Below are 12,760 nucleotides of genomic sequence, written 5' to 3'. Positions count from 1 at the left end.
GATCGGGGTTAAGAGAAATTTTGCGGGTCGACGTCGACCTGAACGCGAACGCCGCCGCGCTCCTTAGGTCCGGCGGCGAGCATGTCGCGTAGAAACGCCTGCATGTCGGCGCCTCGCGGTCCTTTGGCCAGCAAGCGGAATCGATAGCGCCCGCGGATGAGCGCGATGGGGGCCTCCGCCGGACCAAGCAGCGCGATTTCATTCTGCTCTGGCCAGGCGCCGGGCGCGGCGACTCTGTAACGGGGCGATGGCGGCAGTTCATGCGCCCCGCGAGCGAGTGCGCGCGCATGCGCTTCCGCGGTGGAGGCGTCCTTGGCGGAGACAATCAGCGCGGCGAGACGGCCGAAGGGCGGCAGTCCCGCGCGTTCACGTATGGCGATCTCCTGTTCGTAGAACTTTTCCGCGTCTCCCGAGAGCAGCGCCGCGATCACCGGATGCGACGGGTGAAACGTCTGGATCAAGGCGTGGCCGGGCTTGTCGCCGCGCCCGGCGCGCCCTGTGACCTGATTGAGCAGCTGAAATGTGCGCTCGGCGGCGCGTGGATCGCCGCTGCCCAAGCCCAGATCCGCGTCGACGACGCCAACAAGCGTGAGAAAAGGAAAATTGTGGCCTTTGGCGACGAGTTGCGTGCCGATGACGATATCGAAGGCGCCCTTGGCGATCTCCTCCAATTCGCGCCGCAGCCGGTCGGCGCCGCCAGGAAAATCCGATGAGAGAACGAGTATGCGCGCATCTGGAAAGAGCGTCGCCGCTTCTTCGGCGAGCCGCTCCACCCCCGGTCCGCAGGCGGCGAGCGAGTCCTCGGCGCCGCATTCAGGGCAAGCGTGCGGCCGACGCTCGATATGGCCGCAATGATGGCACATCAGCGCACGCCGAAAACGATGTTCGACGAGCCAGGCGTCGCAATGTTCGCAGCGGAAGCGATGGCCGCATGTGCGGCAAACCGTCAGCGGCGCATAGCCCCGCCGATTGAGAAAGAGCAGCGCCTGCTCGCCGCGCGCGATCGCTTCGCCCACCGCCAACGCCAGCCGCGGCGCGATCCATCGGCCGCGCGGCGGGCCTTCCTTGCGCATGTCGATCGCTGCGAGCGTCGGCATCAGCCGTGCGCGCGCCCGCGAATCGAGTCGCAGATAACCGTATCGGCCGCGCATGGCGTTGACGCGGGTTTCGATGGATGGCGTCGCCGAGGCGAGAACGATCGTGGCCTCCTCCATGCGCGCGCGCACGACCGCCATGTCGCGCGCGTGATAGCTCACGCCGTCGTCTTGTTTGTAGGCGCCTTCATGCTCCTCATCGACGACGATCAGGCGCAGATCCGAAAAGGGCAAAAACAGCGCCGAGCGCGCGCCGACGACCACGCGAACGTCGCCCGTCGCGCAGCCGCGCCAGATGCGCGCGCGTTTGCGCGCTCCGACGCCGGAATGCCACTCGGCGGGCTTTTCGCCGAAACGGTCCGCGAAACGCTCCAGAAATTGCGTCGTGAGCGCGATTTCCGGCATCATGACGAGGGCCTGTCCGCCTGCCTCCAGCGCCTGCGCGATCGCCTCGAAATAGACCTCGGTTTTACCTGAGCCGGTGACGCCTTCGAGCAGAAAGGGCTTGAACGCCCGTGGTGAAAGCGACGCCTTCAGCGCGTCGGCGGCGTCCTGCTGCGCGGGCTCCAATGCCGGCGCAGCGAACAGAGGATCGAGCGGCGGCGAAATCGGCGCCGGCGGCGCGGCGATCGCCTCCAGCGCGCCCTCATCGACAAGCGCGTCGATGACGCCCGTCGAGCAGGCGGCGGCTTCGGCAAGCGCTTTCTTGGCGAAAGCAACGCCGCCTTCCGCGGCTTTGAGGACGCGAGCGCGCGTCGGCGTCAATCGTTCCGGGACATTGCCCGTCGCGCGATAGATCATGCGCAGCGCCTCGGGCCCGGCGTCTTCGGCCGCGCGCGTGGCGAGCCGTAGCGCCATGCCGCGCGGCGTCAGCGTGTAGCGTGCGAGCCAGTCTATGAAGCTGCGCAGCTTTTGCGAAAGCGGCGGCCGGTCGAGACGGGCGCTGATCGTCTTGAGATTACCGCCCGGGCCGGAGCCGCCGTCGATGCTCCAGACGACGCCATAAGCCTCCCGGCGTCCCAGCGGGGCCGTGACGCTGTCGCCGGGGGAAAGCCGCATCGCCGCCGGGGCAAGGTAGGAATAGGTCGAATCGACCGCGACGGGCGCCAAGATCTCGACGACTCGCGCTCTTTCTTCCTCGTCCTGCGCCGCGCTCATGCCCAGGGCTTAATCCATTTCCGATCCTCCGCGAAATTTCTGGAACGAAGCGGCGCGCGAGAGGGTTCGGTAGCATCGGCTTCAACGGAGGCTCTTATGGAAAAATGGTCGCGCATCGGTCTGTCAGCGCTTGTGACGGGAAGCGTCGCAAGCGTCATCTCCACCGCAGCTCTCGCGGCGCTCGCGACGCTCGAAGGCAGGGGCGCGCTCGAGCCCACCAACGCCACCAGCCACTGGCTTTGGGGGCGCAAATCGCGCGGCCGGCGCGACGTCGACGCCGCGCACACCGCCGTGGGCTACGCGACGCATCACGCATCGGCGGTCTTCTGGGCCTTGCCCTTCGAGGCCTGGCTCGCGATGCAGCCGCCGCGCTCAACGTTGGAACTGATCGGAGATGCGGCGATGATGTCGGGAATCGCCGCCACCGTCGACTATGGCGTGGCGCCCAAGCGAATCACGCCGGGCTGGGAGCTCGCCTTGTCGGACCGCTCGATGATTGCGGCCTTTGCCGCTTTGGCGGTCGGTCTGGCCTGCGGCGCGGCGGCGTCTCGCGCGCTTCTCGGCCAAGAAGAGCTAGAGCTAAGGTAGCGACCCAGCAAGTCGGCGCTGACTTAGCGCGTAATCAATCGCGAGCCTCGATTGCCCGTCAGATAGGTCGCGATCCAGCTGATCGCGACAAGGATGCGGCTGCGCAAATTCACCAGAAAGTAAATGTGCACCACGCTCCAGAAGAGCCAACCCGGAAAGCCGGTCAATTCCAGTCGGCCGAGTTTGACGATCGCCGAGTTGCGGCCGATCGTCGCCAAATTGCCGTAGTCCCGATAGCGGAAGAGTTTGCGTGGGGCGCGCCCTTTCAGACGGAGTCGGATGGCGCGTCCGGCGTATTTGCCCATTTGCTTGGCGGAAGCGGCGAGCGCCGGAACAGGCGTCCCGTCGGCGCTCGTCAGAAGGGCGAGATCTCCAATGGCGTAGACATCTGGAAGGCCGGGAACCGTCAGGTCTTCGCCCACCGGAATGCGTCCGGCGCTGTCGCTTTCAACGCCCAGCCAGTTCGCCGCAGGCGACGCCCGCACGCCAGCCGCCCAGAGAATCACGCCGGCGGGAATCTCCTTTTCTCCAGCGACAATTCTGTCCTCGAAGATCTGGTCGACGGGCGTATCCGTCCGCACTTCCACGCCCTTTGCTTCGAGCGAATCGCGCGCGTAGTGCGAAAGCCGTTCAGAAAAGCTTGCAAGAATGCGGGGCCCCGCCTCGAGCAAAATGATGCGCGCCTTCCGTGGATCGGCGCGGCGAAACTCCGGCGGAAGCGTTCGCCGGGCGAGTTCGGAAATCGCGCCGGCGAGTTCGACTCCCGTCGGACCGCCCCCGACAATGATGATGGTGAGCAGTCTCTCGCGCTCGACGGGATCAACGCTGACTTCTGCGCGTTCGAATGCAAGAAGCAACCGGCGGCGGATGAGCGTCGCGTCTGAGATGGATTTCAGCCCCGGAGCCAAACCTCCCCAGTTGTGACCGAAGTACGAGTGGGTGGCTCCTGTCGCTACGACGAGGACGTCATAGCCGATCTCGCATTTGTCGGTCTTCACGACTTTGCGGGCGGCGTCGACGCTCTCAACCGTGAGCATCAGGACGGTCACATCCTTCTGGCGCCGCACGATGTGACGTATCGGCCAGGCGACATCGGGCGACGCAAGCGCCGCCGTCGCCACCTGATAGAGCAGGGGCTGAAAGCAATGATGATTGTTGCTGTCGAGGATGAAGATGCGCGCCCCGGCGCCCTCAAGCGCCTGCGCAGCCGCAATACCGGCGAAGCCGCCGCCGATGATGACGACGCGAGGTTGGCGGTCGGCGGCGCTGCTGTGCTGCATGATGAACCATCCCTGGCAGGCGAGTCGTCTATTTAGACAGCGATTCAAGATTAAGCCGTCAAAGGCGCCAAGGTTCCAGCCTCGCCGACGCCGTCTCGCCCAGGCAAAGCAACAAACTCAAACGGTGCAGGGCGTGACGCGGGCGCGGTCCCGACCCGCATGGAAAAATGATCAACGTATGGATCGATGAATGTACGCTTCAGCTTGAGAGAGCCGCGACGCGCAGCATGCGCATCGCGGCTCATCGCATTATTGATTTGCCGCCTTCAAATGAATGAGCGCGGTTTCGGCATGACGGACGCCCTTGTCAATCCGGCTGGCGTGGTGGGTGCGCTTGGCCGTCTTGAGCGCCTGACTGAGATGCTTCATCGCCGTCTTGATGTGGCCCTTGGGGTCTTCCCCGCTGGCCGCCTTGGCGTGATCCCAGGCGTTATGCGCATGCTCGGCGAAGGAGGAGGCATTATGCTGTTTGCCTTCCTTGATCGCCTCATTGGTCTCCTCGATCGCCTGAGTCAGATGCTCGCTATCGCTTCGCGCCAACGCCATATGCGGCGTCACGAGAAAAGCGGTCGCGACGGCTAAAGCGGCGAAAATCGAACGACGTGACAGCATTAATATTCTCCCTTATCGCATTTCTCTTTGGTCTCGGCTCGGCGCCCCCCAGCATTAGCCAAGGCGAAGAACCAATTTAAGAGATGGCGACTATTGCTTAGCTTTCCAAGGCGACGTTTTGACGCCGTTCTTGCATTCCGTCGCGAGGGCGCCTATCCCTCAAGAGGCCAGTCGGCTGGACGGCCGCTGCCGAAAGGCAGAGGAAAGTCCGGGCTCCACGGAGACACGGCGCCGGATAAGGTCCGGCGGGGGCGACCCCAGGGATAGCGCCACAGAAAGCAAACCGCCGCGCAAGCGGTAAGGGTGAAAGGGTGCGGTAAGAGCGCACCGCCCGGACGGCGACGTTCGGGGCACGGCAAGCCCCGCCGGGAGCAAGACCGAATAGGGGCGACGGAAGGCCTTAAGCGCGAGCTTTTTGTCTTCAACCCGTCTCCGGGACTGTCGCCCGGGTTGGTTGCTAGAGGCGGGCGGCAACGTCCGTCCCAGAGGAATGGTCGTCACGTTCTGCAAAGAACGTACAGAACCCGGCTTACAGGCCGACTGGCGTTTAAATCAGAGGTATTTCGTCGAGGAGATAAGCGGTCGAGATAGCTTCCGCGATCAAGGGGCTTCGGCCGGATCAGAAGCTTTGCGTCATTCGTTTTGCGCGGCCTTGAGGCCGCCAAATTCGCGCCACCGTAAACGCTCCCTTAACGATAAAAAAGCCTAATAGGACAGGTTGCCGATCGGCGCGTGGCGACCAGCCTGCTTCCGACGCCTCGCGGTACCATGTCGATCCAGACCGCCCAGCCGCAATTGAGTCGTCTCGACGAGCCAGCGCTCATCGGGCGCACAGGATCGCGCCGGCCTCGCGCCGCGCGTCTGGTGAGGAGCATGATGATGACGTCCGCTGGGACGCATATTCCGGTGCTGCGCGACGAGGCGATCGCCGCCCTCGGCATCCATCGTGGCGGCCGCTATGTCGACGCCACCTTCGGCGCGGGCGGCTATACGCGCGCCATCCTAGCGCAGCCGGAAACGCGCGTGCTCGCCTTCGACCGGGATCAGACGGCGGTGAAAGCCGGCAGCGCGCTCGTCCAAGAGATGGGCGAAAGGCTTACGCTGATCGAAGCGCGCTTTTCTCAGCTCGAGGACATCGCGCGTGTGCAAGGCTTCGCCCCGCTCGACGGCGTCGTCTTCGACATTGGCGTCTCGTCGATGCAGTTCGACCAAGCGGGCCGCGGGTTTTCCTTTCGCGCCGAGGGTCCGCTCGACATGCGCATGGAGGGGCGAGGGCGCAGCGCCGCCGACATCGTCAATGAAGCGGATGCGGAGACGCTCGCGGACATTCTCTATTTCTATGGCGAGGAGCGCGCCGCGCGGCGGATCGCGCGCGCCATCGTCCACGACCGCGAGATTGCGCCTTTCACAACGACGAGAGCGCTGGCCGAAATGATCGCGCGCGTCGCTCCCAATCGCGCCAGCGACATTCATCCGGCGACCAAAAGCTTTCAGGCGCTGCGCATCGCCGTCAACGACGAGCTTCAGGAATTGCTGAAGGGGCTGCTTGGCGCGGAACGGCTTCTCACTGAGGGCGGTCGTCTTGTCGTCGTGACGTTCCACTCGCTTGAGGATCGTATCGTCAAGCAGTTTCTCGCCGAACGCTGCGGCCGCGGCGAAACCGGCTCGCGCCGGCTTCCCGGCGAAACGCCGCCGCCGCCGCCAAGCTTCGTTTGCGAAGGTCGCCAACCGGTGACGCCTGCGCCCGCCGAGACGGCGGCCAATCCGCGCGCGCGGTCGGCCAAGCTGCGCTACGCGACGCGCACGGCGGCGGCGCCGTATCCGCTCGACGAAAGGCTGGCGCGTCTCGCTCGCCTGCCCGATCGCGACAAGGGAAAAGCCTGATGCTGCGGCTCCTCAATATCGTGGCGGTTCTCGTGCTCGTCGGCTCGGCGGTTTACGCCTATTCGATCAAATATCAGACGAGCTATCGCGCCGAGCAGATCGCAAAGACCAAGATCGAGATCAGACAGGAGCGCGACGCGATTGCGGTGCTGCGCGCCGAATGGGCTTACATGACGCGGCCTGAGCGCATTCAGCAGCTCGCCGACGCTTATCTGCCCGGCATGAAACAGCTTGAAGCGACGCAGATCGTCGCCGCGCAATCGCTTCCCGAGAGATCGCCGCGCGTCGACTCCATCGGCAATAAGCTCGACGCGCTCGGATTGAGCATGCCAGCGACGCCGCCCGTCCCCGGCAGCGCGCCGACGACCACGCCCAAAGCGCAGGGACAAAGCCAACAGCGACGCAAGCCATGACGCAGACAATGCTCGACACGCAACCTTCGCCGCCGCCGGTTGGCAAAATACGCGCGATGCTGCGCGCGCTGTTTTCGACGAGTCTCGCGCTGAGCGCGTCGCGCATGCGGCTCGCGGCGCTGGCCTTTCTCGCGCTCTACGCGGTGATTTCGATCAAGCTCGTCTATCTCGCATTCAAGCCGGAGGCGGCGACGTCGCGGCGCGCCGCAGCGGAGGCGGTCGCGGCGTCCCGTCCGGACATTATCGATCGCAACGGCGAGGCGCTTGCAAGCGACGTCAAGGTGATGTCGGTGTTCGCCGAGCCGCGCCGCATCATCGACAAGGACGAAGCGACCGAGCTCTTGACCGCGGTTTTGCCTGGCCTCGACGCCCGCGATTTGCGCGAGCGGCTCGGCTCCAAGAAAGGCTTCGTTTGGGTGAAGCGCGAGGTGACGACGCATCAGCGCGACGAAGTCTTCCATCTCGGACTGCCGGGCGTCGGACTGATCGCCGAAAATAAGCGCGTTTATCCCAATGGACCGATCGGCGCGCATGTGCTCGGCTTCGCCAATGTGGACAATCAGGGCATCGCTGGCATCGAGAAATACATCGACGGGCAGGGCCTCGCCGATTTGCACGGCGCCGGCTTCGGCGTGACGCCAGAGGAACTCAAGCCCGTGTCGCTTTCGCTCGACATTCGGGTCACGCATGCGTTGCGCGACGAACTCGAAAAGGGCGTAACCCACTTTAAGGCGAAGGCGGGCGCCGCGGCGATCTTGGACGTCAACACCGGAGAGGTCATCGCGCTCGCGTCGCTTCCCGACTACGATCCGAACAAGCCGACGGAAGCGCTCGATCCTATCCACATCAACCGCATGAGCGTCGGCGTTTATGAGATGGGCTCCACCTTCAAGGCGCTGACCATCGCGATGGCGCTCGACTCGGGCAAGGTCAATCTGAATTCACGGCTTGACGCGCGCGGCGTGCTCTCGTTCGGGCGCTTCAAAATCCATGACTATCACGCGCAAAATCGCGCGCTCACACTGCCAGAGGTCTTCACCTATTCCTCCAATGTCGGCACCGCGCGCATGGCGATGGGGCAGGGCGTGGAGCGGCACAAGGCGTTTTTGCGCAAGATGGGCCAGCTCACGCGCATGCGCACTGAACTGCCGGAAAGCGCGGAACCCATCGTGCCGAAAAATTGGGGCGAGTTGAACACCATGACCATCGCTTTCGGTCATGGCCTTGCGGTGGCGCCGCTCCAGGCGATGATGGCCGTCGGCGCGCTGATGAATGGCGGCTATCTGATCACGCCGACCTTCATCAAGCGCAGCGAGGAGGAAGCGAAGGCGGGCGCCGAACGCGTCGTGAGGCCGGAGACGAGTGAGGCGATGCGCTATCTCATGCGTCTCAACGCCGAAATCGGCACGGCGCGGAAGGTGAACGTCCCCGGCTATTTCGTCGGCGGCAAAACCGGCACCGCGGAAAAGGTCGTTAACGGCCATTATTCGAAGAACCGGCTGTTTAACACTTTCATGGCCGTCGCGCCGTCCGACAAGCCGAAATATCTGTTCCTGACCATCATGGACGAACCGCAGGGCTTGCCGGAAACCGGCGGCTACGCGACGGCGGCCTATAACGCGGGACATGTCACGGGCGAGATCATCGAGCGCGTCGGTCCGATTCTCGGCCTTGCGCCGCGTTTCGAGCCGCCGCACCAGCCTTTCCCGCTCCTCGCCAAATTAGGTTATGGCTATGCCAATGTTCCGGCCCGCGGCGGCGGAGGACATTGATGCTGCTTTCGGAACTGCTTGCGACGCCAGACCTTGAGCCCGCCTTGCACGGGCTTGCCGTCTCCGGCCTGACGGCTGACAGTCGAATGGCGCGCAGCGGCTTCGCCTTTTTCGCCATCCCGGGCCACGCCGGCGACGGCATGTCCTATGTCGCCGACGCTAAGTCGCGCGGCGCCTGCGTCGTCGTCGCGCAGCGGAGAGCTGACAGCCCGCTGCCGCTTGTCGTCGTCGATGACGTTCGGCGCGCCCTGGCCCTCGCCGCGGCGCGGTTCTTTTCTCGTCAGCCGTCGACGATCGCGGCGGTTACGGGAACGAGCGGCAAGACGTCAGTGGTGGCCTTCTTGCGCCAGATCTGGGCCGCGCTTGGACATGAGGCGGCGTCGCTCGGCACCGTCGGGATTGTCGATTCTCGCGGCGCGCATTATGGAGCGCTGACGACGCCCGGACCCGTCGAACTGCACAGAACGCTGGACGAACTTGCCGGACGCGGCGTGACGCATCTCGCCATGGAGGCGTCATCGCTGGGGATCGATCAGCGGCGGCTCGACGGCATGCGCGTCGACGTCGCGGGCTTCACCAATTTCTCGCGCGACCATCTCGACCATCACGCCGACATGGAGGACTATTTCGCGGCGAAGATGCGGCTCTTCGACACGCTGCTGCACCCTGGCCAGACGGCGGTGATCGACGCCGACAGCGACGTTGCTTCCCGCGTCGTCGAAATCTGCCGCGTGAGGGGACTCACAATTTCGAGCGTCGGTTCGAAGGGCGAGACGATAAGGCTCCTTTCGGCGACGCCGTCCGCCTTAGCAACGTCGCTGCGGCTCCGCCATAATGGCGCCGACTATGAGGTCAATCTGCCGCTTGCCGGCGCCTTCCAGGTCTCGAACGCGCTCGTCGCCGCGGGGCTGGCCATCGCAAGCGGCGATGATCCGGGGCGAGTCTTTGCGGCGCTCGAAGCGCTCAAGGGCGCGCCGGGGCGGCTCGAACTCGTCGGTCAGCGTAACGGCGCGCCGATTTTCGTAGATTACGCGCATAAGCCTGACGCGCTGGAGAAAGTGCTCGCCACTTTACGGCCGCTGACAAAAAAACGCCTGATTGTCGTCTTCGGGTGCGGCGGCGATCGTGATCGTGGCAAGCGCCCGCTGATGGGGGACATCGTCGCCCGCGCGGCGGATGTCGCCATCGTCACGGACGACAATCCGCGCAGCGAGGACGCCGCCGCCATTCGCGCAGAAATTCTCGAAGGAACCCGCAGCGGCGCGGCGCACATCATCGAGATCGGAGACCGGCGCGCGGCGATCGCCAACGCCGTCGCGGGGCTTGAAGCGGGCGATGCGCTCGTCGTGGCTGGAAAGGGCCACGAAACCGGGCAGATCATCGGCGACCGCGTTTTGCCTTTCTCCGATCATGAGGCGATTGCGCAGGCGCTCAAGGAGAATCATCCATGACCAAGAGGCCGTTATGGTCGGGATTGGCGCTGGTGGGCGCGCTGCGCGCGCGTGCGAGCGGCGGCCTTGCGCGCGAAGCCGCCGGCGTTTCCATCGATACCCGCACCCTTCAGCCCGGCGATCTGTTTATCGCGATCAAGGGCGAGACGCGCGATGGTCACGACTTCGTGCGGATGGCGTTTGAGAAAGGCGCGGCGGCCGCGGTCATCGACGAAGCGCATGCGACTGAGCTTTCTGGCGCCGGACCGCTTTTCGTCGTCAGAGACGTGCAGCAGTCGCTCGAGTCGCTGGGCGCGCGGGCGCGCGAGCGAAGCGCCGCCTTTATCGCCGCCGTCACCGGCTCCGTCGGCAAGACCTCGACGAAGGACATGGTCCGGCTGATGCTGTCGCGGTTCGGCGATACGCATGCCTCGGCGGCGTCTTACAACAATCACTGGGGCGTGCCGTTGACGCTCGCCCGAATGCCGGCGGAGTCGCGCTTTGGCGTGTTCGAACTCGGCATGAATCACGCGGGCGAGATCGCCGCGCTCGTCGCTCAGGTGCGCCCCCACGTCGCCGTCGTGACCCGCATCGCGCCGGTTCATCTCGAATATTTCGGATCAATCGAGAAGATTGCGGACGCCAAGGCCGAAATCTTTTCCGCGCTCGACGGCGGCGTCGCGATCATCAACCGCGACGATGGATTTTACGAGCGTCTCGCCGCGGCGGCCGCGCCGACCGCCAGCCATGTCTTTGGGTTCGGGGAGACGGAAGGCGCGCATGCGCGGCTCCTGTCTTACGAGCCCGCCGACGAAGGCGCGCTGGTCGAGGCGGAAATTCTCGAGCGGCGACTACGCTTTCGCATCGGCGCCCCAGGCAAGCATATCGCCATGAACGCGCTCGCGGCGCTGCTCGTGGGCGTCGTTTTCGACGTGGATTTGGAGGAAGCTGCGGCGGCCTTCAGCGAATTCACGCCTCCCTCCGGACGTGGACAGCGCGAGAAAATCGTGACGCCAGACGGCGCGTTTACGCTTATCGACGAAAGCTACAACGCCAACCCGACCTCTATGCGGGCAGCGCTGCAGCTGCTCGGCGGCGCGGCGACAGGACCTGGAGGCCGGCGCATCGCCGTGCTCGGCGACATGCTGGAGCTCGGGCCGCAGGCGGCCGAACTGCATGCCGAACTCGCTCAGGACCTCATTGGCGCGAAAGTCGACCTGCTATTCACCTCGGGGCCATTGATGTCACGCTTGAGTTACGCTGTGCCTGATTCGATGCGCGCGGCGCATCGGGCGACGCCGCTGGAGCTGGAAGAGGCCGTTCTCGCAGCGGTTCGTCCCGGCGATGTGGTGATGGTGAAAGGCTCCAATGGTTCGCGGATGGCGCGGATCGTCTCGGCCTTGAAAAGCGTATTCGCCCCCGAAATGGCGAACTGAGGAGAGACGATGCTAACCCTGCTTGCGGACTTCTCTTATCTTTACAGTCCGCTAAACGTCTTCCGTTACATCACTTTTCGCGCCGCCATGGGGGCGGCGACGGCGCTGTTCTTTGTGTTTTTCTTCGGTCCGGGCGTGATCGCCGCGTTGCGCATCAAGCAGGGCAAGGGCCAGCCGATCCGCGAGGACGGACCGGCTTCGCATCTCGTGACCAAAAAAGGCACGCCGACGATGGGCGGCCTGATGATCCTCTCGGGACTCGTCGCGGCGACGCTGCTCTGGGCGAATTTGCGCAACGCCTATGTGTGGATCGTGCTCTTTGTCACCGTCAGCTTCGGCCTCATCGGCTTTTATGACGACTATCTCAAGGTGACCAAGCAGTCGCACGCCGGCTTCTCGGGCAAGATGCGATTGGCGCTTGAGTTTATGATTGCCGGCCTGGCCTGCTACGCGCTGATGGAAACCGGCGGCGACAACATGACGAAGCTCGCCATCCCCATGGTGCGGGGCTATGTCGCGACGCTGGGTCCGCTCTTCATCCTGTTTGGCGCCTTCGTCATCGTCGCCGCGGGCAATTGCGTCAATCTTACCGATGGACTCGACGGGCTCGCCATCGTGCCGTCGATGATCGCCGCCGGCGCCTTTGCGATCTTCGCCTATCTCGTCGGCAATTCGATCTTTTCGAATTATCTTGGCGTGAATTACGTGGCCGGCGTTGGCGAATTGACGATCGTCTGCTCGGCCTTCATCGGCGCAGGGCTCGGCTTTTTGTGGTTCAACGCGCCGCCCGCACAAATCTTCATGGGCGACACCGGCTCTCTGGCGCTCGGCGGGCTCGTCGGCTCCGTGGCGGTGGCGGTGAAGCAGGAGTTCGTGCTCGTCATCGTCGGCGGCCTTTTTGTTATCGAAGGCGCGTCAGTCATCATCCAGGTCGTCTATTACAAGCTGACCGGCAAGCGCATCTTCCTGATGGCGCCGATCCATCACCACTTCGAACAGAAGGGGTGGAAGGAGCCGCAGATCGTCATCCGCTTCTGGATCATCGCCTTCGTCCTGGCCCTGATGGGCCTCTCGACCTTGAAGCTGAGGTGAC

General features: G+C 64.4%; 10 protein-coding genes and 1 other RNA gene. 8 read left to right on the top strand and 3 right to left on the bottom strand.

Annotation, left to right across the window (positions count from 1 at the left end):
* Window positions 1-8 precede the first annotated feature (8 nt).
* Window positions 9-2,252 (bottom strand): primosomal protein N', encoded by a 2,244-nt coding sequence (locus tag EHO51_RS09455; protein WP_124738676.1) that lies wholly within the window; start codon window positions 2,250-2,252, stop codon window positions 9-11.
* 96 nt (window positions 2,253-2,348) lie between these two features.
* On the opposite strand from EHO51_RS09455, the gene EHO51_RS09450 reads away from it, so the two are divergent.
* A complete protein-coding gene (locus EHO51_RS09450; protein ID WP_124738675.1) occupies window positions 2,349-2,840 on the top strand; it encodes a hypothetical protein in 492 nt (163 codons plus the stop codon).
* A gap of 23 nt (window positions 2,841-2,863) precedes the next feature.
* Here the strand turns inward: EHO51_RS09450 and EHO51_RS09445 are convergent, their stop codons facing one another.
* Both EHO51_RS09445 and smbP read right to left on the bottom strand, forming a co-directional pair.
* Entirely contained in the window at window positions 2,864-4,120 is a 1,257-nt protein-coding gene (locus EHO51_RS09445) for an NAD(P)/FAD-dependent oxidoreductase (protein ID WP_124738674.1), read from the bottom strand.
* A gap of 249 nt (window positions 4,121-4,369) precedes the next feature.
* Window positions 4,370-4,732 carry a small metal-binding protein SmbP gene (gene smbP / locus EHO51_RS09440; RefSeq protein WP_018408856.1) on the bottom strand — a complete coding sequence of 121 codons (363 nt, stop codon included), beginning with the start codon at window positions 4,730-4,732 and terminating at the stop codon, window positions 4,370-4,372.
* Between the two features lie 167 nt (window positions 4,733-4,899).
* On the opposite strand from smbP, the gene rnpB reads away from it, so the two are divergent.
* The 7 genes from rnpB (at window position 4,900) to mraY (ending at window position 12,759) form a co-directional block, all read left to right on the top strand.
* Window positions 4,900-5,280, top strand: an RNA gene (gene rnpB / locus EHO51_RS09435) — RNase P RNA component class A.
* A gap of 331 nt (window positions 5,281-5,611) precedes the next feature.
* The gene (gene rsmH / locus EHO51_RS09430; RefSeq protein WP_164479447.1) at window positions 5,612-6,616 is read left to right on the top strand and encodes a 16S rRNA (cytosine(1402)-N(4))-methyltransferase RsmH; all 1,005 of its coding nucleotides are present in this window, start codon (window positions 5,612-5,614) and stop codon (window positions 6,614-6,616) included.
* Entirely contained in the window at window positions 6,616-7,029 is a 414-nt protein-coding gene (gene ftsL / locus EHO51_RS09425) for a cell division protein FtsL (RefSeq protein ID WP_018408853.1), read from the top strand. Before rsmH ends, ftsL begins: the two co-directional genes overlap by 1 nt.
* Window positions 7,026-8,801 carry a peptidoglycan D,D-transpeptidase FtsI family protein gene (locus tag EHO51_RS09420; protein WP_124738672.1) on the top strand — a complete coding sequence of 592 codons (1,776 nt, stop codon included), beginning with the start codon at window positions 7,026-7,028 and terminating at the stop codon, window positions 8,799-8,801. The genes ftsL and EHO51_RS09420 overlap by 4 nt, the downstream gene beginning before the upstream one ends.
* Window positions 8,801-10,252, top strand: a complete 1,452-nt coding sequence (locus EHO51_RS09415; protein ID WP_124738671.1) for a UDP-N-acetylmuramoyl-L-alanyl-D-glutamate--2,6-diaminopimelate ligase — start codon at window positions 8,801-8,803, stop codon at window positions 10,250-10,252. Before EHO51_RS09420 ends, EHO51_RS09415 begins: the two co-directional genes overlap by 1 nt.
* Entirely contained in the window at window positions 10,249-11,667 is a 1,419-nt protein-coding gene (locus EHO51_RS09410) for a UDP-N-acetylmuramoylalanyl-D-glutamyl-2,6-diaminopimelate--D-alanyl-D-alanine ligase (RefSeq protein ID WP_124738670.1), read from the top strand. The genes EHO51_RS09415 and EHO51_RS09410 overlap by 4 nt, the downstream gene beginning before the upstream one ends.
* A 9-nt stretch (window positions 11,668-11,676) precedes the next feature.
* Window positions 11,677-12,759, top strand: a complete 1,083-nt coding sequence (mraY, locus tag EHO51_RS09405) for a phospho-N-acetylmuramoyl-pentapeptide-transferase (RefSeq protein ID WP_124738669.1) — start codon at window positions 11,677-11,679, stop codon at window positions 12,757-12,759.
* Window position 12,760: the final 1 nt, after the last annotated feature.

This window comes from Methylocystis rosea, assembly GCF_003855495.1.
GTDB lineage: Bacteria > Pseudomonadota > Alphaproteobacteria > Rhizobiales > Beijerinckiaceae > Methylocystis > Methylocystis rosea_A.
This window is presented reverse-complemented; position numbering and strand designations above follow the sequence as displayed.